The organism is Planctomycetia bacterium (assembly GCA_034440135.1).
GTDB lineage: Bacteria > Planctomycetota > Planctomycetia > Pirellulales > JALHLM01 > JALHLM01.
Genome location: JAWXBP010000317.1, coordinates 44,902 through 67,537 on the forward strand (window position 1 = coordinate 44,902; position 22,636 = coordinate 67,537).

Annotated in this window: 21 protein-coding genes; 16 read left to right on the forward strand and 5 right to left on the reverse strand. The window is 62.0% G+C overall.

Going from position 1 to position 22,636, the window contains the following annotated elements:
* Nucleotides 1–32 precede the first annotated feature (32 nt).
* The 6 genes from SGJ19_19115 (at nt 33) to ggt (ending at nt 8,218) form a co-directional block, all read left to right on the forward strand.
* Complete coding sequence (locus SGJ19_19115) at nt 33–1,223, forward strand: NPCBM/NEW2 domain-containing protein (protein ID MDZ4782360.1); 1,191 nt, start codon at nt 33–35, stop codon at nt 1,221–1,223.
* A 13-nt stretch (nt 1,224–1,236) separates the two neighbouring features.
* The gene (locus tag SGJ19_19120) at nt 1,237–3,006 is read left to right on the forward strand and encodes a trypsin-like peptidase domain-containing protein (GenBank protein ID MDZ4782361.1); all 1,770 of its coding nucleotides are present in this window, start codon (nt 1,237–1,239) and stop codon (nt 3,004–3,006) included.
* Nucleotides 3,003–4,046 (forward strand): S1C family serine protease, encoded by a 1,044-nt coding sequence (locus SGJ19_19125; protein ID MDZ4782362.1) that lies wholly within the window; start codon nt 3,003–3,005, stop codon nt 4,044–4,046. The genes SGJ19_19120 and SGJ19_19125 overlap by 4 nt, the downstream gene beginning before the upstream one ends.
* An 11-nt stretch (nt 4,047–4,057) precedes the next feature.
* Nucleotides 4,058–6,022 (forward strand): PDZ domain-containing protein, encoded by a 1,965-nt coding sequence (locus SGJ19_19130; GenBank protein ID MDZ4782363.1) that lies wholly within the window; start codon nt 4,058–4,060, stop codon nt 6,020–6,022.
* A gap of 63 nt (nt 6,023–6,085) precedes the next feature.
* Nucleotides 6,086–6,430 (forward strand): hypothetical protein, encoded by a 345-nt coding sequence (locus tag SGJ19_19135; GenBank protein ID MDZ4782364.1) that lies wholly within the window; start codon nt 6,086–6,088, stop codon nt 6,428–6,430.
* 75 nt (nt 6,431–6,505) lie between these two features.
* Entirely contained in the window at nt 6,506–8,218 is a 1,713-nt protein-coding gene (gene ggt / locus SGJ19_19140; GenBank protein MDZ4782365.1) for a gamma-glutamyltransferase, read from the forward strand.
* 155 nt (nt 8,219–8,373) lie between these two features.
* On the opposite strand, the gene SGJ19_19145 is transcribed toward ggt, so the two are convergent.
* Both SGJ19_19145 and SGJ19_19150 read right to left on the reverse strand, forming a co-directional pair.
* Complete coding sequence (locus SGJ19_19145) at nt 8,374–8,616, reverse strand: zf-HC2 domain-containing protein (protein MDZ4782366.1); 243 nt, start codon at nt 8,614–8,616, stop codon at nt 8,374–8,376.
* A complete protein-coding gene (locus tag SGJ19_19150) occupies nt 8,616–9,239 on the reverse strand; it encodes a sigma-70 family RNA polymerase sigma factor (GenBank protein ID MDZ4782367.1) in 624 nt (207 codons plus the stop codon). Before SGJ19_19150 ends, SGJ19_19145 begins: the two co-directional genes overlap by 1 nt.
* 280 nt (nt 9,240–9,519) lie before the next feature.
* Here SGJ19_19150 and SGJ19_19155 point away from each other — a divergent pair, with 280 nt between their 5' ends.
* The 4 genes from SGJ19_19155 to SGJ19_19170 are packed head-to-tail and all read left to right on the forward strand — an operon-like array spanning nt 9,520 to nt 13,635.
* Complete coding sequence (locus SGJ19_19155; GenBank protein MDZ4782368.1) at nt 9,520–11,580, forward strand: hypothetical protein; 2,061 nt, start codon at nt 9,520–9,522, stop codon at nt 11,578–11,580.
* Nucleotides 11,474–12,292 (forward strand): hypothetical protein, encoded by an 819-nt coding sequence (locus SGJ19_19160; GenBank protein ID MDZ4782369.1) that lies wholly within the window; start codon nt 11,474–11,476, stop codon nt 12,290–12,292. Before SGJ19_19155 ends, SGJ19_19160 begins: the two co-directional genes overlap by 107 nt.
* 3 nt (nt 12,293–12,295) lie before the next feature.
* The gene (gene cmk, locus SGJ19_19165) at nt 12,296–12,952 is read left to right on the forward strand and encodes a (d)CMP kinase (protein ID MDZ4782370.1); all 657 of its coding nucleotides are present in this window, start codon (nt 12,296–12,298) and stop codon (nt 12,950–12,952) included.
* Nucleotides 12,949–13,635 carry a lysophospholipid acyltransferase family protein gene (locus SGJ19_19170; protein MDZ4782371.1) on the forward strand — a complete coding sequence of 229 codons (687 nt, stop codon included), beginning with the start codon at nt 12,949–12,951 and terminating at the stop codon, nt 13,633–13,635. The genes cmk and SGJ19_19170 overlap by 4 nt, the downstream gene beginning before the upstream one ends.
* A 180-nt stretch (nt 13,636–13,815) precedes the next feature.
* On the opposite strand, the gene SGJ19_19175 is transcribed toward SGJ19_19170, so the two are convergent.
* Nucleotides 13,816–14,412 carry a hypothetical protein gene (locus SGJ19_19175; GenBank protein ID MDZ4782372.1) on the reverse strand — a complete coding sequence of 199 codons (597 nt, stop codon included), beginning with the start codon at nt 14,410–14,412 and terminating at the stop codon, nt 13,816–13,818.
* A 300-nt stretch (nt 14,413–14,712) separates the two neighbouring features.
* On the opposite strand from SGJ19_19175, the gene SGJ19_19180 reads away from it, so the two are divergent.
* The 4 genes from SGJ19_19180 (at nt 14,713) to SGJ19_19195 (ending at nt 17,138) form a co-directional block, all read left to right on the forward strand.
* Nucleotides 14,713–15,099, forward strand: coding sequence for a hypothetical protein (locus SGJ19_19180; protein MDZ4782373.1), 387 nt, complete (start codon nt 14,713–14,715; stop codon nt 15,097–15,099).
* Nucleotides 15,096–15,275 carry a hypothetical protein gene (locus tag SGJ19_19185; protein MDZ4782374.1) on the forward strand — a complete coding sequence of 60 codons (180 nt, stop codon included), beginning with the start codon at nt 15,096–15,098 and terminating at the stop codon, nt 15,273–15,275. The genes SGJ19_19180 and SGJ19_19185 overlap by 4 nt, the downstream gene beginning before the upstream one ends.
* A 189-nt stretch (nt 15,276–15,464) precedes the next feature.
* Nucleotides 15,465–16,337, forward strand: a complete 873-nt coding sequence (locus SGJ19_19190; protein MDZ4782375.1) for an endonuclease/exonuclease/phosphatase family protein — start codon at nt 15,465–15,467, stop codon at nt 16,335–16,337.
* Nucleotides 16,338–16,457: 120 nt separating this feature from the next.
* Complete coding sequence (locus SGJ19_19195; GenBank protein ID MDZ4782376.1) at nt 16,458–17,138, forward strand: DUF1080 domain-containing protein; 681 nt, start codon at nt 16,458–16,460, stop codon at nt 17,136–17,138.
* Between the two features lie 28 nt (nt 17,139–17,166).
* Here SGJ19_19195 and SGJ19_19200 read toward each other — a convergent pair whose 3' ends face one another.
* Together SGJ19_19200 and SGJ19_19205 are read right to left on the reverse strand one after the other, a co-directional pair.
* Nucleotides 17,167–18,558: a DUF1501 domain-containing protein gene (locus SGJ19_19200; protein MDZ4782377.1), complete on the reverse strand. Its 1,392-nt coding sequence runs from the start codon at nt 18,556–18,558 to the stop codon at nt 17,167–17,169.
* 25 nt (nt 18,559–18,583) lie between these two features.
* Nucleotides 18,584–21,172, reverse strand: coding sequence for a PSD1 and planctomycete cytochrome C domain-containing protein (locus SGJ19_19205; protein MDZ4782378.1), 2,589 nt, complete (start codon nt 21,170–21,172; stop codon nt 18,584–18,586).
* Nucleotides 21,173–21,776: 604 nt separating this feature from the next.
* Between SGJ19_19205 and SGJ19_19210 the strand changes: the two genes are divergently transcribed.
* Nucleotides 21,777–22,223, forward strand: coding sequence for an Ohr family peroxiredoxin (locus SGJ19_19210; GenBank protein MDZ4782379.1), 447 nt, complete (start codon nt 21,777–21,779; stop codon nt 22,221–22,223).
* Complete coding sequence (locus tag SGJ19_19215) at nt 22,192–22,395, forward strand: transposase (protein ID MDZ4782380.1); 204 nt, start codon at nt 22,192–22,194, stop codon at nt 22,393–22,395. The genes SGJ19_19210 and SGJ19_19215 overlap by 32 nt, the downstream gene beginning before the upstream one ends.
* The last annotated feature ends 241 nt before the right edge of the window (nt 22,396–22,636 follow it).

Genomic DNA, 22,636 nt, shown 5'->3' on the forward strand with positions numbered 1-22,636 from the left:
TCTAGCTACGACCACGACTCCACATAATTCCCATGCATAACCTGCTCGCCGTACTGCTGCTCGCCGCCGCGCCCAGCGTGGAATTGCGCACCTTGGATGGGCGGACGCTGGTGGGCGAATTGGAGAACTGCACGGCGACGAGCGTGACGATCAAGACCGCGGACGGCGTCACCGAGTTGGCCGCGGAGGAGGTCTGGGAGTTCGCGCCGACAGGCAATCGTGAGTTGCCGCGGAGCGCGCCGGAAGGCTTGGTGGTGCGCCTCACCGATGGTTCGCAGCTGGTGGCCGACAAGTTTTCCGTAAGCGAAGGCAAGGCGACGGCGCGGCTCGCCGGCGATCGAAGTGTCGACGCGCCGACCTCGGGCGTGGCGCATGTGCGTTTCGCGGTGCCGGAAGAACTGGACGCACAATGGCAGGAAGTATTGGAGACCAAGGCGACGGGCGATCTAGTCGTGATCAAAAAAGACGGCGCGCTCGATTTTCTGGAAGGCGTGCTGGGCGATACGGATGACGACGGCGGATTCGCGTTCACGCTCAATGGCGACACGCTCGCGGTGAAGCGCTCGCGAATGGCCGGCATCGTGTACTTTCACAAAGCGACCGATCCGCTTCCCAAGGCCGTCGCCATCGTTAGCGACGTGTTTGGCAATCAGTTTTCCGCGTCGGAAATCAAATTGGAAGCTGGCGTCCTCTGCGGTGCGACGCCGTCCGGCGCCGCTTGGTCTGTGCAATTGGAACAACTCCAGCGCGTCGATTTCTCGCAAGGGCGCGTGGCCTATCTCAGTGATTTGACGCCGGTCCGCGATACTTGGACGCCGTTCGTCAGCGGCGGGAAGCTGCCGAAGTCGGTCGCCGCGTTCTATGCCGCGAAGCGCGACCGGAGCCTCGAGGCGCAGGATTTGCTCGTCGGTGGTCAGCGCTACGTGAAGGGATTGTCCCTGCACAGCCGAAGCGAAGTGGCGTATCGATTAGACGGACAGTACCGCCGATTCCAGGCGTTGGCCGGCATCGACGACCGCGCCGCGGGCTTGGGAGCGGTGCGTTTGGTCATTCGCGGCGACGATCGCGTATTATGGGAAGGGGAGATTGCCGGCGCCCAACCGCCGGAAATGCTCAATTTCGCGACGGACGATGTGCGCGTGTTGAGCATTCTCGTCGACTTCGGGGCAGGCCACGAAACGGCCGACCATTTGAACCTGTGCGACGCCAAGCTAATCCGCTGACCAGGGTGATTCGATGAAACAGAGCTACGCCGCTGGAATCATCGCCGCAGCCTTGCTGGCCGCCGCGCCGGTGGCGCACGCCGACGTCGATCCCACGGTACTGGACGCCGAGCGGGAACGCATCGAGGCGATGAGCCGGGCGATGTCCCCGTCGATCGCCATTTTCGCCGGCGGCCAAGGGGGCGGGTCCGGCGTGATTATCTCCACGGACGGCTACGCGCTCAGTAACTTCCACGTAACGAGCGCCGCCGGCAACGCGATGAAATGCGGCCTCTCCGACGGCGGGTACTACGACGCGGTGCTCGTGGGCCTCGATCCCACCGGCGACGTGGCGCTGATTAAAGTCTTGGGACGCGAACGCTTCCCCGCCGCGGAACTCGGCGATAGCGATCTGGTGCGGCAAGGGGACGCGGTCTTCGCCATTGGCAATCCGTTCCTGCTGGCGACCAACTTGCAGCCGTCGATTTCGTATGGCATCGTCTCCGGCGTGCATCGCTATCAGTATCCGGCCGGCACGATCCTGGAATACGCCGATTGCATCCAGACCGACGCCGCGATCAACCCCGGCAATTCCGGCGGGCCGCTGTTCAACAGCAGCGGGCAGTTGATTGGCATCAATGGCCGCGGTTCGTTCGAAAAGCGCGGCCGTGTCAACGTCGGCGTAGGCTACGCGATTTCGATCAACCAGATCAAGCATTTTCTCGGTTGCTTGAAGGGAGGACGGATCGTCGATCACGCCACGCTCGGCGCGACCGTGGCGGCCGATGACGATGGCCGGATTCTGGTGAGCGATATTCTCGAAGAGAGCGACGCCTATCAACAAGGCCTGCGCTACAACGACGAAATCGTCCGCTTCGCCGATCGTCGCATCGCCTCGGTGAACGCGTTCAAAAATGTGCTCGGAACGCTGCCGAAAGATTGGCGAGTCCCGTTGGTGTATCGCCGTCGTGACGTCGAAACGACGCTGATGGTCCGCCTGGCCGGTGTGCATCGCAGCGGTGAGTTGGAAAAAATGGTCGAAGGGGGCGAAGTCGAGCCGCCAGGACCGAAACCTGACGATCCAGACCAAGAACGAAAGCCCGACGCTCCGCCAGCGCCGAAGGAGATTCCCGCGGCCGAACAGGAACCGTCGACCGAACTGCCCGAAGCGGTGAAGCCGTTTTACGAAGCCAAGTCGGGCTATGCCAATTACCACTTCAATCGCGTCGAGCGCGATCGCGTTTGGAAAGCGTTTCAGTCGAATGGTGATTTCTCCGCGCTGACCGGCACCTGGTCGTTGAGCGGCGATCTGCCGACCGGCGGTGAAGTGCAGTTCGATCTCGGCGACGCCGCCTGTGCCTGCACGGTGCCGGCAGGGCAATTCGGTTTCGCGCTCAACGAAAACTTGAGCGAGGCGCTCGATCCTCCCAGAAGCGGCGGCATGCTGGCGGCGCTCTCGCTGTGGCGGCGATTGCTCGTGAAAGGGCCGGCGCAGTTCGGCGACGTCACTTACCTGGGCGCGATGCCGCTGGAGCGCTGGGGCGAACAACTCGACGTCTTCGCCGCGATGCATGCCGGCGTGGAATGCCGGTTCTATTTCGAACCGACGACGGGCCAACTTGCCGCGCTCGAGTTTTACCCCACCGACGACGCGGCGCCGTGCCGCTTGCATTTCCGTGAGCATTTGGTCGTCGACGGAAGGCATTGGCCGAGCTTTGTCGAGGTCTCGTTCGGCAGCACGCATTTCGGGGACTTCCGTTTGAAGGAGTTCAGAGTCAAGCCGCCGATGGGGAACGGAACATGATGCCACGAGGCGCTAAAATCGAGTTGCGGCGCGCATGGCTTTGCGCGGTGGCGCTCTGCGCGTTAGGCGTGCAACATGCATCGGCGGCGCCGCTAGCCGACGTCGTGGAAAGCGCGCAACCAAAAATCGCCAAGCTCTACGGCGCTGGTGGCCTGCGCGGATTGGAAGCCTATCAAAGCGGCGTCGTCATCTCTCCTTCCGGGCATATTCTCACCGTGTGGAGCTACGTCCTCGACGCCGAATCGATCACCGTCGTGTTGAACGACGGTCGCCGCTTTGAAGCGGAGTTGGCCGGCGCGGATCCCAAATTGGAAATCGCAGTGCTGAAGCCGCGCGAGGAGTTAGACGAGATTCCGTACTTCGATCTGGAACAAGCTCCTTCGGCGGGCGGCGGCACGCGCATCGTTGCGTTTAGCAATTGTTTCGGCGTCGCCGCTGGCGATGAAGCGGCCAGCGTGCAAGCCGGCACCGTGATGGCGGTGACACCGCTCAACGCGCATCGAGGCGTCTTCAAGGCGACCTATCGCGGACCGGTCTATGTGTTGGACGCCGTGACGAGCAACCCCGGTGCAGCCGGAGGCGCGATTACCGACGACGATGGACACTTGGTCGGCTTGATCGGGCGCGAGCTGCGCAACTCGGCTAACGGAACCTGGCTCAACTACGCGCTCCCGATCGAAGAATTGCGCGCGTCGGTGACGCGTATTCAAGCGGGCGAACTCGCGCCGGCGCAACCGATCGCGCCTAACAACGTCGGCGCGGCCAATCCGTTTAAGCTCGCCACGTTGGGCATCGTGCTGGTGCCGGACGTGTTGGATCGCACGCCGGCCTATGTGGATGCCGTCGTCGCCGGATCGCCGGCCGCCAAAGCGGGGCTCAAGCCGGACGATTTATTCGTTACGATCAGCGGCCGCTTGGTGCAATCGCGCGGCTTGATGGAAGAAGAGCTCGCGCGCTGCGAAGCGGACAAGCCCATCAAAGTCACTGTGCTGCGCGGTGACGACGAATTGCTGGAACTGGAGTTGACGCCGACGCCCTAGGCCGCCACCGCATGAAATGCTTGAACTCGAAAACGCCCGCGATCCTCGTCATGTGCTGTGCCCTGAGCGCACTTGCGCACGCGGCCATCGCTCAGGATGATCTCTCCGCCAAGGAAGAGGCCGCCCTGCGCGCTGCTGTCGCCCAGGTCGCGTCGAGCGTGGTGAAGATCGAAGCTCTGGGTGGCCTGGAAAAAGTCGGCGACGTCCTGTTGGGCGACGGTCCCACGACCGGGCTGATTGTTACCCCGGACGGCTACATCGTCTCGAGCATCTTCAATTTCGCACAAAAGCCTGCATCGATCTTGGTCACGTTGCCGGACGGCACGCGCACGCCGGCCACTTGGGTTGCTGCCGATAAGAGCCGGATGCTGGTGCTGCTCAAAGTGAACGCTGCCACGCCGTTGTCGGTAGCGGAAGCCAGTCCCTTGGCCGATCTCCGTCCGGGGCAATGGGCGATCGCCGTGGGACGCACGTTCGATACCTCGCTGCCGCAGTATTCCGTAGGCATTGTGAGCGCGCTCGATCGCATCTGGGGCAAAGCCGTCCAGACCGACGCGATGGTCTCGCCGAACAACTACGGCGGGCCGCTCGTGGATATCCAAGGGCGCGTGATCGGCGTGCTGGCGCCGTTTTCGCCGGATGCCGCCGGAGAGTCAGCGGGCGTCGAGTGGTATGACTCCGGGATTGGCTTCGCCGTGCCTTATGAGCACATCCAGCAGGCGTTGCCGCGACTGCGCGAAGGAAAGGATCTCACGTCCGGCGTGCTGGGCATCAGCTTGAAGTCTAAGGACATCTACGGCGAGCCGCCGCTGATCGCCATCTGCCGTTCCGATTCGCCGGCCTACCAGGCCGGGTTGCGCGTCGGCGATCGCATCGTGGCGATTGACGGCCGCGCGGTCGACTCTCAGGCCGAGGTGAAGCACGCCATCAGCCCGCGATACGCTGGCGATAGCTTGCAAGTGAAAGTCGCACGGGGCGACGCGGAGTTCGAGCGCGCGATCACGCTGATCGAAAAGCTGAAACCCTACCGCCACGCGTTTCTCGGCATCTTGCCGCGCCGTGACGTCGGCGAGGATGGCGTCCGCGTCCGTTTCGTCTATCCCGACAGCCCCGCGGCGAAAGCGGGCATGCAGATCGATGATCGCCTCGTTTCCATCGACGCCGCGCAAGTTGCGGACGCAGCAACAGTGCGCGAACGCTTGAACGGCCTCGCGCCGGAGCAATCGGTACGCGTCGAATTTCGCCGTGGCGACAAATCCCACTATCCCGAGATCAAACTCGCGGCGCTTCCCGAAACGGTTCCGGATGCACTGCCTGCTGCGGCCGAGGCGACAGCAGCGGCAGCGGGGGAACGGCCGGCCGTGGGACAATTCACGCTGGAGCTGCCGGAGTACCCGAATCGGTCGCGAGTGTACGTGCCTGCCGATTACGATCCTCGGCGCGCTTACGGACTCCTGGTCTATCTGCATGCGGCGGGTGGCGAGGAAGAACAGCAGACGCTCGACCGTTGGAAAGCGATGTGCGATCGCGACAGCTTGATCTTGCTTGCACCCCAGGCGACAGAACCCAAGCGTTGGCAGCCGGAGGAATTGCCGTACATTCGCCGCGCCGTGGAGCACATCACCGGACGTTACACGATCGACCCATCGCGGACCGTGGCCGTGGGGCGTGAAATGGGCGCTTCGCTGGCCTACCAACTCGGCTTCCAGCAACGCGATTTGTTCCGCGGCGTGGCGGCCATCGACGGCCCATTCGCGGCGCGGCCGACCGACAACGATCCGGCCGAGCGCCTGGCGTTTTATGTCGCCTTCGCCAAATCCTCCCCGCACGCCGGCATCTCGGTGAAGGCCATCGAAATGTTGCGCGAATTGCACTATCCTGTCACCACGCGCGACCTCGGCGACGCCCCGCGCGAGCTGAACGAGACGGAACTCGGCGAACTCAGCCGGTGGATCGATACCCTGGATAAGCTGTAGAGCGAACGCGGAGCGCGGAAGTTTAATGCGCGACACATCTACGCAGTTGACGTTTCCGGCTCTATGAATACGTTGAGCGAAACGGATCCGCGGCGTAATTTGCTCGGCGTGATCGCGCTCGTTGCTTTGCTGGCCGGCGCGGTGCTCTACTTTGTCGACGGCGCGCATTCGCGCTATCTGGAATGGACCAGCGCCTGCCTGCGCGTGGGCGCCGTGCTCGGCGCGGTCTGGCTGGCGATGCCGGAGTTTCGCCGACCGGGCAATCGCTGGCTCGTGGCGGCCATTCTGGCGGCCTTTGTCGTGCTGGCCTGGCGACCTAGACTTTTCCTGATCGCCGCGGTGCTGTTCGTCGTGGCCTGGTTCTTGCGGCCGAGGGGGTCGGCTGCGATTGAACCGCGGAGGCGCTGAGATGCGGAGGTGGGAGAGGGATGAGAGCGAGGAGTGTTGTGCGCGGAATGACCTGTTGACTGCGAGTTTGGTGTGATGAATCTGAACTGCGTTCGCTTCGTCGTTGCAATCTTGATGCTCGTGGCTGCGCCGGACCATGCCTTCGCTCAGCTTGCGGTGGCGCCGGAGGCCGCGCACGGTTCGATTGAAGTCGAGCATGGTGTTGTCGTGTCGGCGCAGCGGGATGCGAGCGAGGTGGGCGTTGATGTTTTGCAGCGCGGCGGGAATGCGGTCGATGCGGCGGTTGCCACGGCGTTTGCGCTCGCGGTCACGCATCCCGAGGCCGGCAACATTGGCGGCGGCGGGTTTATGTTGGTGTTTCCAGGCGACGGGCGCGCGCCGGTCTGCGTCGACTACCGCGAAACCGCGCCGGCCGCCGCGACGGCCACGACGTTCACGCCGGGCGAGAGTCGCTTCACCTGCAAGTACGTCGGCGTGCCCGGCACGGTACGCGGCCTGGAGTTGGCACACCGCGAATTCGGCAAACTCTCTTGGAGCGAGTTGGTGTCGCCGGCCGTGAAGTTGGCGGAAGAAGGGTTTGCACTCGACAAGTACCTGGCGAATTCGCTCAATGAGTTATTGAAGGAGTCGCCGGACTTCGCCGAGTTGCAGCGCGTCTACGGCAAGGACGGCGGGAAGGCGGAGTGGCACGAAGGCGATCAACTCGTGCTGCCGGAGCTGGGTAAGTCGTTGCGTGCGATCGCCGAGCATGGCCCGAGCGCCTTCTACGATGGTGAAATTGCCGAACAACTCGTCGCGGAAATGACAGCCGGCGGCGGGTTGATCGCCCGCGACGATCTCCGCGGCTATCAAGCCAAGCTGCGCGAGCCGATTCGCGGCGTCTATCGCGGCTACGACATCTACGCCGCGCCGCCCCCCAGTTCCGGCGGCATTTGTCTCATTGAAATGTTGAACATCCTCGAACCGCTGGAACTCCGCAAACACGGCCGCCATTCCGCCGAGGCAATGCACTTCACGATCGAAGCGATGCAACGCGCCTTCTGTGATCGCGCACGGCATTTGGGCGATCCGGATTTCAACACGATTCCCGCCGACTTGACCGACAAGGCCTACGCGAAAAAACTGAGCGAGGCGATTCCCGCCTGGCAGGCCACGCGCAGCGATACCCTCGCGCCGGAGATTCCGCTCGCGGGCGAAGGGCCCAACACCACGCATTTCTCGGTGATCGACGCGAGTGGCATGGCCGTGGCCAACACCTATACGCTCGAAGAAAGCTACGGCGCGAGGATCGTCGTCCGCGGCGCAGGCTTTTTACTGAATAACGAGATGGGAGATTTCAACCCTCAGCCAGGTGTGACGACTCGGACCGGCCAGATCGGCACGCCTGCGAACATCATCGCACCGGGCAAGCGGATGCTCAGCTCGATGTGCCCACTGATCGTCGCGCAAGAGGGCCGCGCGGTCCTCGTCACTGGCAGCCCCGGCGGGCGCACGATCATCAACACCGTGCTCTCGATCGTGCTCGGCGTGTTGGAATACGAGCTCGACGTCCGCGCCGCAGTCGACGCCCCGCGCTGGCATCACCAATGGCTGCCGGACGAAACGATCTTCGAGCGCAGCGCCGACTCCGCCTATCGGGCGGCCATTCAACGGCTCAAACTGATGGGCCACAAAACGAAGCTTTCCGACGTGCAGGGTTCAGCGCACAGCATTTACGTTGACCCGAAATCGAAAAAACGGATCGGCGCCGTCGACTTGCGCCGCACTGGTCACGCGGCCGGCTATTGAACGTCGGCAGCCGAAAGTCTGTGGGAGGCGTCTCCGACGCCGATAGAGTTGACTTCGCCAGATCAGTAACGTTTACGATAGCAACGCCCACTCCATCGGCGTCGGAGACGCCTCCCACAGTCGATGGAGAGGCACTCGTTTCTCAGCGCGCCAGGCTACTTCGCCTGACGTGCCGCCATGATCGCCCGCACCAGCTCTTCCGGCATCTTCGGCGGTTTCTGCTCTTCTTCCTGGCAGGCCGATTTCCCCAGGCAGATCGCCTGCTGGTAGGTTTTCATGTACGCCACGCAGGGCGGGCAGCAGGCCAGGTGCTTTTCGAAGTATTCCCGTTGCTCGGGCGGCAATTCGCCGTCGCAGTATTCCATCAGGAATTCGACCAACTCACGGCAGCTCAGCATTACAGGCCTCCTCGCAAATGGGGATCGAGGAGCGCACGGAGGGCCTGCCTGGCTCGATGAAGTCGGGTTTTGACGGCGTTCGAGGTCATGCCGAGGAGTTTCGCGGTTTCGTCGGTGTCTCGTTCTTCGATGTCCCGGAGCAGCAATACGATACGGTAGCTTTCGGGCAGAGCGTCGATCGAGCGGCGGACCAGATCCTTGGTTTCCGCCTTTTCCAGCGCCGCCAAGCCGCCGTCGCGCCATTCCGAGGCTGGCGTCGCATGATGCCCATCTTCCAGAAACTTGGGCAGCAGCTCGTCGCCCGAATGCTCCGCCGGACGGGATTTCCGGGTTCTGAGTTTCATCAAGGCCGCGTTCACGGCGATCCGGTGAAGCCAGGTGCCAAGCCGAGACTGTCCCTCGAAGCGGTCGAGGGCCTTGAAGGCGGACAGGAAGGCCTCCTGGACCGCGTCCTGGGCGTCCTCTTCGCTGCCGAGGAACCGTCGGGTGACCGACAGCATCCGCCCGCCATGGTCCCGCACGAGCTGCTCGAACGCCGCGGCGTCGCCTGCCCGCAGTCGCTCTAGAATGGCCCGCTCGTCGGACGGTAAGTCCTGGGTGGCAAGATCGGCTTCCGGCGGCACTTGGCTCATGTTGGATAGTATTCTCGCCGGGCGGCCGCCGATTTTCAATGCGGCCGCAGCGCGTCACTCGGCGCGGGTGCCTGGGGCAGGGGCACTGGCTTCGCGGTCGCCATGGTCCAACCTGCTGGGGCTTCGTTGGACCTGTCAACGGATCGCCACGATGCCCCAGTCGAGTTGACGTGGTAGCCCTCGTCGTTCGCCTCAGCCCCAGACACCCATCGTGGAGTTGCAGTCCCGCCACCTACTAGCCAGGCCGTAGGGCAACTAAGCTAGCTACGCCATGAAACTTCAAGAGATTGCCATCCTGCTGCCGTGCCATAGCCTGGAGGATTTTCCCTCCGAGGGCGATTCCGACACCGCCGACGGGCTGTTCGCCGCTTGGACCGCGCTGTGGCATCCGGCGTTGTTGGCGGATTCCGGGCGTAAGCCGACCTGGTACCGGGCCGATAACCCGCCGAGCGAGTTCGCGGGGCGGTTGTACGTCGTCCCGCCGGCGAGCGAGGCCAAACTCGTGGCCGGTTGGGTCGATCGTGCGCTGGAAGGAGGCGCCGCGGTCATCGTCGACCAATTGAAACGCGGGGCGATCGTCGAGGAGGCTCTCGCGCAACTGGATGCCGGCGCGCCCACGGTCGACGACGAAACCGCGGCCGATTTCTTCGCGCTGGGGTTTGCGTTCCTGATGGTCGAATTGCTCACGCGTCAGATGCGTTACATGAGCAACCTCGATCAGATCCACATGGAGAATCAGTCAGTGGCCGCCGCCCGCGCGGCGATGGCGGGCGATATGGAAACTTCCGGCGGCCATCTCAAGCGTTGCTTCGAAGTGCTCCAAGAAGCGCGGGAGCGGTTCTACCCGGTCGACTCGTATTTGATCGATCTGACGTTGCTCGCGGAAACGACATTGCAGGCCGGGTTGAAGCGCGAACTGGAACGCGGCGACACGACGAGCGTGCTCGCCAGCGGCGAAGTGTTGCAACGCCTGTTCGACGAAGCGCCGGAAAACGGCCGGCTCTTGCGCGAGTCGATCGCGCGCGGGCGGGCGTCAGTCGTCGGCGGCGAATGGCGCGAAACGGAACTGCCGCTGCTGCCGGCCAACGATCTGATCGAAAACCTCACGCGCGGTTTGGAAACGCACGAACAGTTGCTGGGCAAACGCCCGATGGTGTTCGGCCGCCGACGTGCAGGGCTGTCGCCGATGCTGCCCCAGGTGTTGACGCGGTTCGGGTTCAAAGCCGCGCTGCACATGACGCTCGACGACGGGCTGTTCCCTAAATCGGATCAGAGCCGGATTCGCTGGGAGGGGATCGACCGCAGCGTGATCGATTGTCTGGCCCGCATTCCGCTCGACGCCAGTCGCCCGGAGAGTTTTCTCGGGCTCTGCCGCGCGCTCGGGGATTCAATGGACCGCGACCAGGTGGCGACGATGATCTTCGCGCATTGGCCAGACCGCGCCTGCACCTGGTACGACGACCTGCGACGCGTAGCGCGGCACTGTGATTGCCTGGGCAAGTTCACCACGCTTGACGATTATTTCACGCAAACCACGGGCTCGGGTCGACTCGTTCGATTCGAACCGGAAAAGTACCGCGTGCCCTATCTGCACCAAGCAGTGGCGAAGCAAGACCCGCGGCCGGTGTCGTTTTCGATCGAACGGCATGAGCAAGCCGGCGCGAAGTTCAAAACGGAGACGCTAACGGCGCTGGCCAGCATGTTGGGCTGCACTGCAACGCCGACGAATGAATCCGCGGAGGTAAGCGCGCGCGGCGCACAGCAGGCCGCCGCGTTGGCAGCTTGTCTGACGCGCGGTTCGAGCGATGCGCGCGAAGGCTTATTGGTCTTCAACGTGCACAGCGCCGCGCGCGACCTTCCGGTCGAGTGGCCGGCGTCGTGGGGACGACTGAGCGCGCCGTCGTCGCCGCAACAGTCGCTGGGGGATCGCATCGTCGCGATGGTAAACGTGCCGGCGCTCGGCTACGCCTGGTTGCCGCTCGCGCCGGGCGCGCCACCACCGCCGTTGGCCAAGGGCGAAGCCACGATGGTCGACGGCCACGTGCTACGCAACGAGCTGATCGAGGCCACGATCTCGCCCGATACCGGCGCGCTAAAATCGCTGCGCGACTACCGCGTGCGCGGGACATTGCTGTCGCAACAAATCGCGCGGCGCTGGCCCGGGCCGGCGTCCAAGCCCGGGGACACGTGGCGCGATCCGGATGAAACGGCGGTGTATTCCCGTGATGGCGGCCGACGCCATCGACGTCGTCAGCAACGGCCCGGTGATGGGGGAGGTCCGCACGCGCGGGCGGCTGATGCATCCGGAAGGCAGTGTCGCCGCGCGCTTTGAGCAAGTGTTTCGACTAAAGCGTGGCAGCCGCGTGTTGGAAATCGACGTCCGTTTCACGCCGGCAGATCTGCCGAGCGGCAATCCCTGGGAGAGCTACTACGCGGCGCGGTTCGCTTGGGCGGACGCCGCGGCCGAGGTGCGTCGCGGCACGGCCGGGGGCCAGTACGCCACCGAGGCCAAGCAGATCGAAGCGGCCGAATTCATCGAGATTCAGGCCGCCAAGCGACGGTTGACGATTTTCTCCGGCGGAGCGCCGTACCATCGCCGCGCCGCGATGCGGATGCTGGACACGATCCTGATCCCGTCCGGCGAAACGCGCCGCGATTTCAAGTTGGCGCTCGGCATCGACGTGGCCTATCCCTATCCGGAAGCCTGGGCACGCGGTGTCGGGGCTGCGCTCGCTCCCACGCCGGTGTGCTGCCCGGCCGGCGGTCCAACGGGCTGGCTGTTTCACGTCGATGCGAAGAATTTATTGGCGGTACATTGGACGCCCCTGGTGCGCGAGGGACGCGTCGTCGGCGCGACCGCGCGGCTGCTGGAAACCGCCGGACGTCCCGGCCAGGCGAACATTCGCGCGCTGCGAACGCTGACCGGCGCGCGGCAGGTCGACTACCAGGGCCAGACGCTGACCGAGTTGTCCACCAGCAGCGACGCCGCTACGATCGAATTCAGCGGTTACGAATGGATGGATATCGAGCTACGGTGGGCCTAGCGCATGATCGTCACCATTGATGGACCGGCCGGGGCCGGAAAAAGCTCCGCCTCGCGCGAACTGGCGAAGCGGCTCGGCTTCCGCTTTCTCGACACCGGCGCGATGTACCGCGCCGTGGCCCTGGCCGCGATGCGCCGCGGGCATGATTGGGATCAAGCCGAGGTGCTCGCGGAGTTGGCGCAATCGGTCCGCATCGAACTAACCGATTCGCAAGTGTTGCTCGACGGCGAGGACGTCTCACGGAAGATTCGCACCATGGAAGTCACGTCGCTCACGCATTTCGCGGCCAACAACTCCGGCGTCCGACGGCGCATGGTGGAATTGCAGCGGCAAGCGGCCGGAACCGACAACGTCGTCACCGAAGGCCGCGACCAAGGCACCGTCGTTTTCCCGCAGGCGGAATGCAAAATCTTCCTGACCGCCAGCCCTGAGGAACGCGCGCGGCGACGACTGCTCGACCTCGAGCGCAACGGCGAACACGTCACGTTCGAAGAAGTGCTCGCCAGGCAAACGGAACGCGACGAACGGGACTCCGCGCGGGTCGACGGGCCCTTGCGTCAGGCCGATGACGCAATCGAGTTCTGCACGGACAACCTCTCAGAAGAAGAAGTCGTCGACGGCCTGGCTCGCATCGTGGAATCACGCATGGCCGCGACATGAGCAGCCACCAACGGTCACTGCCGAAACGCATCTGGTACGACTCGCTGCGCGTTCTCTGCCGCATCGTATTTCTCGTCGTGTATCGCATTCGCTGCGAGGGGCGCGAGCACATTCCGCGCGAAGGGGGCGCCCTCGTCCTCGCGAATCACCAGAGCCATCTCGATCCGATCATCGTCGGCCTGGGCTGCGATCGGCGGATGAATTACCTGGCGCGCGAAACGTTGTTTCGCTTCCCGCCGTTTCGATGGTTGATCCATTCGCTCGATGCGATCCCCATCGACCGCGAGGGCTTGGGACTCAACGGGTTGAAAGAAACCTTGCGGCGCATCAAACGCGGCGAACTGGTCGTGATGTTTCCGGAGGGTACGCGCACGCCGGACGGCGAGGTGCATGCCTTGAAGCCCGGCTTTAGCGCGCTCGCGCGGCGGTTGAATGTGCCGCTCGTGCCCGTCGGCGTGGACGGGGCGTTCGACGCCTGGCCGCGCACCAGGATGTTCCCGCGTTTCGGTCGGATTCACGTCGAGTACGGCGCGCCGATCTTGCCGGAGGAGATTCTCCAGTTTGAGGATCGCGAACTAGTGGCCGAAGTGGAACGCCGCATTCGCGCCTGCCACGCCAGAGCCCGCCAACAATTGCGGCGCATGAACGGACATCGCCTGGACCTGGTACGGGTGCCGGAATGATAGACCTGCTACGCAAAATGCCTGAACTAAGTCCTCCGATGATGTCGGCCGCGTAGCGCGCCACTTCCGAGCGCAATTCCGCAGTGAACGCTTGAGCCGGTGCTCGATACCGCAGGCGATCATTCTCCAGGTACAAAGCCACCGAGCGCCGGTCGAGCTCAGCCAACAGCGCCTCGTATGTCATGTGAGGACTTCTCCTTCCTCCCACGACTCGACTGGGCTGAAGGAAGCAGCACATTCCTGCGAGGCGTCGTCAGTCGTATCTGACCTGACCAAACTGACCAGAACGGAGGTTTCCTCTGTTTTCTGGTTAGTTTTGCTGGTCAGGTTGGCTACCGCATCCCTGCGAAACTGACCAACAACCTGACCAGGCAACTGACCACAAGTCGTGGTACTTTCGAAGTTAAGGGGTGAATTGGTCAGTTTGGTCAGGTGCTCGCCAGTGAGAGAGCCAAAGTGGAGATGTATTACTTCTCGACGACTGCCTTCGAGGGTGCGGCGAACCGTGTTGGTTTGGCGGTTGGCGTCGGTGGAACGCAGGTGACCCTTCTCACGAAGTCGTTTCTGCAGCGTTCGCAGAGCTGCGGCCAGGCTGTCCCCCTGTTCCACCGCCAGGCGATTCGCCACAGCGAATGCGGCATCGGGATCCAGGAACAGCTCATCTCCATCCACCCAGCCGATACGGCGGCCTTGCGGACTCCACGATTCATGGGCGGTGCCTCCCGAACCGGAGTGCGAGGTACGCCAGACGCAGGCCTCGGGCGCATCGGTGTACACAAACCATCTGGACTTGCCAGATGGGCGCGCCCAGACCCAAGTGCCGCCGAGAGCAATCGCAGATACTGTTTGGTCGGCTCGGCGGCAACTTGATGGGCTGTTTGAGCTGCAGCGGCCGCGCAAATCTCCTGGCTGGCCAGCTGGAAATACTCGTCCGCCTTAACGGAATCGAGCACGCCGCGCTCAAGGGCGAACCACAAGAAGTATTGCCAACCCAGCAGTAACTCAGCGACGATTCCCGGTGTCCGGGCACCCACGATTGACGCCAAACTCGAAGGACTCGGCCTAAGTAGCGGCGGCGTGACCGTTTCGTTGCTCGGCAACAGCTACAGCAGCGGTGCTGCCGGTCGATTTGACTGGACCGTGCTGGCAAATCCTGACAATCTGCTTTTTCGCACGCCCAGCGGCGGAGAATCGAAAACTTCCTTCGTGTCATTCTGCATCGAGCTGACGCAGCACGTCTCCCCCGGCGCATTCTATAGCGGGATCATGGTCAACTTGTTGGCTAGCTCCCCTCAGCCAGGGACGAACAACATTCCGATGGGAAGCACCGCCGCAGCATTACTTGCCTACATGTGGTATCAACACATCACCACGCAGGTGTCGACGTTGCCTTTGACGAACGCTTTGCAGGCAGCGGCGTTCAAGTGGCGATCTGGGAAATCGTTTTATGACGGCGGTACGTGATTGAACCTGGGCGCGCTGGTCTGAAGGCGAACCTGTACGGTATTTCGCGTGGGCCGAACTCGAACTTCCAGGATCAGGTCGTCGAAATCGTGCCGGAGCCCGCATCGATCGTGGCCTGGTCGCTGATCGGCTGCTGCTTCGTCGCCGGCGCGCGTTTTCGTCGCCAGTCGAACTAGCGCGACGGCGGCAGTACAGATTTGAATGCGTCAGGAGCCAAGGTCCCTCAGACCTTGGCTCCTTTGCTACTGGTAGGGACCGGTTTCACGGGCAATTGAGCTTTCGTCCCTCTGCGGTTGAGATGTCGCCGCAGACCTGCGGTGCGCAATCGAAGAATGTTGTACCATCTTGACTGTGGCGCCCTGTCCATGGCGACCTGCGTTGACTCATCGACGGCGTCCTATGCGAAACTGACCGACCTGCGCGGATTGAAGTGGGAGAACCAAGTGACAAATCTGCATCAAGCCGTCGCCATCGCATTACTGACGCTGATCGCGAACGCAGCAGTCGCCACGGAACCGCTTCGTTTACGCATCCTTAGCTACAACATTCACCACGCGGAAGGCGTTGACGGCAAACTGGATGTGCCAAGGATCGCTGATGTTATTCAATCGGTCGAACCCGACCTGGTGGCGCTCCAAGAGGTCGACAAGAAGGTACAGCGCACACAGTCGGTAGACCAACCGGCGGAGTTGGCACGGCTGACCAAAATGCACGTCGCGTTTGGCGCCAACATCGAACTGCAAGGCGGTCACTACGGCAACGCGGTGCTTTCCAAGTTCCCCATCGTTCGCCATGAGAATCATCAGCTGCCCAACATCGACGCCGGAGAACAGCGGGGAGTCATCGAAGCGGAAATCAATGTGTCGGAGACGAGCCCGCCTTTCCTGCTTTACGCCACGCATCTGGACTATCGCGCCGACGACCGGGAACGCCTGGCATCGGCCCAGAAGATCAACGAACGGGCAGCCCGGCATTCAGATCGCCCGGCACTGCTAGCTGGCGACCTGAACGACACGTCGGATAGCAAGACCCTCGAGCGGCTCGCTTCACACTGGACCCGGGCGAACGTGCAGCCCCTCGCTACGACGCCCGTCGATCAGCCGACCCGGCAAATCGACTTTGTTCTGTTTCGCCCGCAACAAAGTTGGAAAGTAATCGACGTGAAGGTGCTCGACGAAGCTGTTGCATCCGATCATCGGGCGATCTTCGCCGTACTGGAACTCGTACCAGGCAAGTGACTCTTGCCGGCATTGGATCGATGCTATGATAGGGGGCGGGAGCGGTCGCCGCTCGCATTCCAACGCATCGAGCATCTTGGGCGGACCGTTGCTTTGCCAAGCTGAATGGGAGAACAAATCATGATCGTGCATCTTTGTCTGTCGGTGGCATGCATCCTGTTTAACTTCGGCGACGGCGATCCGGCGCCCCGCAGTTTGTTCAACGGGCGCGACTTAACGGGTTGGCACGCGGACGTCCCGGAATTGGACGATACGCCCGACGGCAAGCCTGTGTTCATCGTGCGGGACAGCAAACTCGTCAGCCTTGGCACGCCGGGCGGCCATTTGATTACCGACGAGGTGTTCGACAATTATCGACTGGAGGTCGAGTATCGGTTTGTGGGCGAACCGGGGAACTGCGGCGTGCTGGTTCACGCATCAAAGCCGCGGATGCTCTATAAAATGTTTCCCCAGTCGATCGAAGTTCAAATGCATCACACGAACGCCGGCGATTTCTGGTGCATCGGCGAAGACATCACGGTGCCGGACATGGAACAACGACGCGGACCCAAGGAAAACTGGGGCGCCACGGAAGGAAAGGAACGACGGATCCTGAATCTCACGGACGAATCGGAAAAGCCCGTCGGCGAGTGGAACTCGATGGTGATCGAATGCAGCGGGGATCAAGTGAAGGTGTGGGTCAATGACGACTTGGTCAACCACGGCACGAATTGCACCGCGTCAAAGGGGCAAATCGCTATCCAGGCGGAAGGCTCCGAAGTGGAGTTTCGGAAAGTACAATTGACGCCGCTAGAGAAATAGAAGTTGTCACGGTGGCGCGGCCCGACGCTTACGCCAAGATCGGGGTGAGCAATTCGCCGGCCACGTCTGTCAGTCGATAGCGCCGGCCGTTGTGGAGATACGTCAATCGCTTGTGATCGAGCCCCAGCAAGTGCAGCATCGTGGCATGAAGGTCGTGTACCGTCACTGGGTTTACCGCCGCGCGATACCCGATTTCGTCGGTCTCGCCATAACTGACTCCTCCCTTGATGCCTGCACCCGCCATCCAGACGAGAAACCCGCGCGGGTTGTGATCCCGTCCGCTACCACCTTGAGACACCGGCATCCGGCCGAATTCTCCGCCCCAGATTACCAACGTCGATTCAAACAATCCGCGGCGTTTGAGATCAGACAGCAATCCATGAATCGGCGCATCTGTCGCAGCGCAATGCGCGGCATGATTTCCAGCGAGGTCGCTGTGCGCGTCCCATTCGCCGTCGCTGTAAACTTGCACGAAGCGCACTCCGCGCTCTACGAGCCTTCTTGCCATCAGGCATTTTGTGCCGAACGATCGTGAAACGTCCTCCTTCAGTCCATAGAGGCGATGCGTTTCTTCCGTTTCGTCAGAAAAGTCAACCAGATCGGACGCTTCGGTTTGCATACGGTAGGCAAGTTCAAAGCTCTGAATACGAGTTTCTAGGTCGGGCTCGCCCAGGTGATCCTTCAGATGGATCTGATTCAACGATTGCAGCAGATTGAGCTGTGCGCGCTGGTCCACGTCGGAAACATCTTCCGGCCGCGAAAGATTGAGAATGGGACTGCCTTGCGAGCGAAAGAGTGTCCCCTGATAGGTCGTGGGCAGAAACCCGGCGCTCCAGTTGACCGGGCCACCCTTGATTCCGTCGTTGTTGCCCAACACGACGAAACCAGGAAGGTTACGGTTGTCGCTGCCCAGCCCATAGGTCACCCACGCGCCCGCGGTCGGAAGTCCGGCCCGCGGAACGCCCGTATTCATCTGATACAGCGCCGGAACGTGGTCGTTCGATTCCGTGAAGCACGATTTGACGAAGGCGATATCATCTACATGGCGGGCCACACGGGCGTACTTCTCGCAGACCCAGGCGCCGCAATCGCCATGCTGTTGAAACTTGAAGGGCGACTTCATCAAGGGGCCGGGGTTGCCGTTGAAGACATCGATCGCCACTTGTTTCCCATCGCTCTTCTGCAATTCCGGCTTGGGGTCAAACAGATCGACGGCGCTCGGCGCTCCTTCCATAAACAGCCAGATCACCGACTTTGCGCGGGCAGTAAAGTGAGGCGGGCGCGGAGCAAGCGGATCATTCGATGCGCCATCAGGTTGTCCGGCGGAAATCGCAGAATCACCCAGCAGGTCGCTCAGCGCGAGCAAGCCCAGTCCTCCGCCCGCGCGCGCCAAGAATTGGCGGCGGGAACGCGGCCGCATGACATTTCCGCATGACACACGTCGCTTAGTCGACATACATGAACTCATTGAGGCCGAAGAGGGCTTGGCAAAAGTCAGTCAACGCGAGCTGGCGAGCCTCACCGGCGCCTGCCGATAGTTGAGCAGTCCGACGAGCTTGTTGATCTTTAAGGAATTGGCGGCAAGCAATTCGTTCCTCTTTCGTTGGCTCGCGAGAAACGGCCAACCAGTAGCCGCGGGTCACCCAGTCATCGGGCGATTGGCTTTCCGCCCAAAGCCGTTGTGAAAAATTGGCCGCCCGATCGCGGAGAAAGTGATCGTTCATGAGCGCCAGCGCTTGGGGAGCGACCGTCGTTTGATTGCGCCGGCTGCAACTCACGGAGGCGTCCGGTGCGTCAAACGCCTGCATCCATGGATACTGCACCACGCGCTTGTGGAACATATAGACGGAACGCCGGCTCGTCTCGGCGTTGTCTGGCGCGTCCGTCGGATACGGGTCTTGAGTATTTCTCGCCAGCATCGCCTCGGCGGGAATCGGCGGCTTGAAGGCCGGGCCAAACTGTTGCAAGTTCAGCTTTCCGCTGACTTGTAATACGGCATCGCGGATGATTTCCGCTTCCAGCCGTTGCGGACGCCGTCGCCAGTTTAATCGATTGGTCGGGTCGATTGCGGCCTGTTCGGCATTGAACTCCGACGACTGCATGTACACAGCGCTCGTCATGATTTGTCGGTGCAGTGGCTTGATTCGCCAGCCACCGCTTACCAACTCCTGCGCCAGCCATTCCATCAGTTCCGGATGCGTGGGCGGCTCCCCGCGCACGCCAAAGTCGCTCGCGGTGCGCAGCAGGCCGTCGCCAAAATGGTGCTGCCAGACACGGTTGACCAGCACCCTCGCCGCGAGTGCCCCAGCGCCTTGATCAACATCGGTCACCCATTCGGCCAAGGCGCGACGCTGGCCCGTGCTCCGATCGGTCGGCATTTCCCGGCGCGTGGTCCCCAAATAGTCCTCGGGCGACTTATTACCGGTCAGTACGGTGAGAAACCCCAGCGATAGCGGCTCTTGTTTTGCGTAGAAGTCTCCCCGCGCCAGCAGCCAGGTTGGCTCTGGCGCCGCACCGGTATCGACGATCGCCAAAGCACGGGGCGGCGATTCCGGTTCTTCACGGTCGATCGCCTCCAATTCCGCCTGTAATCGCCGACCTTCCTGGCGCTGCTGATCATTGAACGCCGCCTGGTAGTCATCGTCAGTCAGCTTGAGCAATTCCTCAAACTTCTCTGCGAGCTTAATTCCGAGCTCTGAATCCGTCGCTCGCAATTGTTGCTTTTCCTCAACGGTGATCGGCAGCGCGTCGATTTTCGTTTCGAATAGAGCGGGCGTGAGCAGCCGCTTTTGTTCTTTCCACCACTTATCGAGGCGTGACTTTGCCGCGTCGCGCGCTTCACTCCAACGCGCGGCGCGATCGCGGTAGCTTGCGGCCTCATGCCGTGTTGCCAGCACAACATTGTCGCGAGCCGTGGTCGTGAAGGCGCATTGAATCCGATAATAGTCACGTGTCGGAATGGCGTCGAACTTGTGATCGTGGCAGCGCGCGCAAGCCAAGGTAAGCCCCAGGAACGCCGACACGGTCGTCGCTGCCATGTCGTCCAGCTCATTGAATCGCAGCCGTAGTCGTTCCTCTTCCATCGGCACTGTCAGCACTTGGTTAGGTGCCGCGGTGAGAAAGCCCGTGGCGGCCAGCGCTCCGGGATGGTCAGGTTCGTATTCGTCGCCAGCCAATTGCCAGCGCACGAACGTCTGGTACGACATATCCGAATTCAAGGCCCGAATCACGAAATCGCGAAAATGAAACGCGTTCGGGCGGTCCCGGTCGGTTTCCATCCCATCGCTATCAGCGTAACGGGCTACGTCGAGCCAGTGACGCCCCCAACGCTCGCCATAGTGAGGACTCTCCAGAAGTCGATCCACCAATCGCTCGTAGGCGTCTACCGCTGGGTCGGCCAGAAACGCCGCGACTTCTTCCGGAGCAGGTGGGAGCCCTAACAAATCAAAGTACGCCCGGCGGATCAACACACGCCGATCGGCGATCGGATTGGGACACAGACCTTGAGCGGACAGGGCCGCAATAATGAAGCGATCGACCGGGGTGCGCTGCCAGGCGGAGACGATCTCGCCAGGTGGCTCGACCGCTTGCAATGGGCGGTAGGCCCAGTGTTGGCGGTCTTTTTCGGTGACAATCATCTCGCTGCGGAGCGGCGTCACTGGGTTGTCGCTCTCCGGCCACTCGGCACCCTCGTCGACCCATTTCCGCAGTATTAGCTTTTCGCTGTCACTGAGCGATTCGGCTTCGGCGGGCATCCGGATTTCGGCATCTGTTGCATCAATTCGGCGGATTAACTCGCTTTCGTTGGCGTTGCCTGGGACGATGGCTGGTTCGCCAGAATCGCCCGCCGCCAAGGCTCCGTGCTTCAAGTCGAATCGCAATCCGCCGAGTTGCTTTTCTGGGCCATGGCAGATCCAGCAAGCACGTTCCAGGATCGGACGTACATCGCGGGCGAAATCAGTAGCGTGATCGTCACTGGCCGTCGCCGAAACGGTGCAGAGAAAACATACGAGCGCAATTGAATAGGCTTTCACGCCAGTAGTATAACAAGGTGGAATACTCGTTTGCGAGTCAATTTGGATTGGTCGCGCGTCCCGCGAAAACGAGGTTAAGAGTCCGGTCGCGGGTTCCGCCGCGTTACGCTGGAAAGTAGACAGTCGGTAGGTACGAAATCCTCGACAGAGTCTTTTCCGACGGACCGCAAGTACCAAGCGAACGTATCGAGACACACCAACAAACCAGAATTCCGAGAGTCTCCGTTCCACGTTGGTCACCGTTCGGCATCATCCTGATCGCTCATTGGTTAAGCCCTCGTACAACGTCTCGACTTATGAGCCCAAAGAGTTTCTGAAACGCGCAGGTCGGCCATAGACTACCCCGGTCAAGCCATTCGACCTTGGGCCGTGGCCGGAGCTACTTTGTTCACCAGACGTTAGGGGCGAATTTCAAGCTCGCGCGCGTATCTTTAAAGGCCAAGGGGCCATATTGGACTTTCGGAAGGCCAGCGGCGCGTCGCCCCCGTCCGTTCGCATTTCCTTGGCGGGGCTTGTCATAGTCCGTCGCCAAGGCCATCCGTCTCCGTCAGAATTGTTCGATTGAGCCCGCTTCATCGGAAGACATTTCCAAGGAGACAGGTCCATGACCGTACTTGCATCAGAAACCGCCAGTGCCACCGCCGGCCGCGAAGGCAAAGCCACGAGCCCGGATGGCAAGATCAACCTTGATCTTTCCCCACCGGGATCGAATGGTCCGGGCACGAACCCGGAGCAATTGTTCGCGGCGGGCTATTCCGCCTGCTTCGGCGGTGCGATCGGGGCAGCTAGCGCGCTGGCCAAAATCTCTCTGAAGCCCAGCGACATCAAGGTGACCGCGACCGTGAATCTCAACAAGGATGACAGCGGTTACTTCCTGAACGTGACGTTGAACGCCGAGCTGAATGGCGTCGATCAGTCGCAGGCCGAGGCGCTCGTCGCCAAAGCACACACACTGAGGTGCTTGGGGTTTTCTGGACAGTCCGAAACCTTATTCTCAAGGAATCAGGAAGGACGGTTCTATGCCCCGGATCAAGCGGAAATCGCAGCGTGAGGGTCGTCGTTCGTATGCCGGCGAGTTCAAGCAGGAGGCCGTGCAGATGCTGCTGGATGGGCATTCGGCGTCGTCGGTGGCCGAGCGGCTCGGACTGTCAGGCACGAACATACTGTATCGCTGGAAGCGCGAGGCGATTGGCCAAGGCGGCCCGGCGGCTCTGACCGTTTGAATTCCAGGAACTTGGGCTGACCGCACGACGGACAGGCCTGGAAAAAGTCGGGGCCGACGGGCTTGGGCAGAATACTGGCGTGATTCGCTTTCATTCCAGCATTGTCTTGCAGCGCGGAGCGGACGTCAAATGTGCGGCGAATGGCCTGCCATTCGGGGCGGCCTCCGCGGCCGTTGTCGCCGCGGAGTCGCGACAGAATTCCATCAGCCCGAAGTTTTCCAGAATTCGGGCAACAACTGGA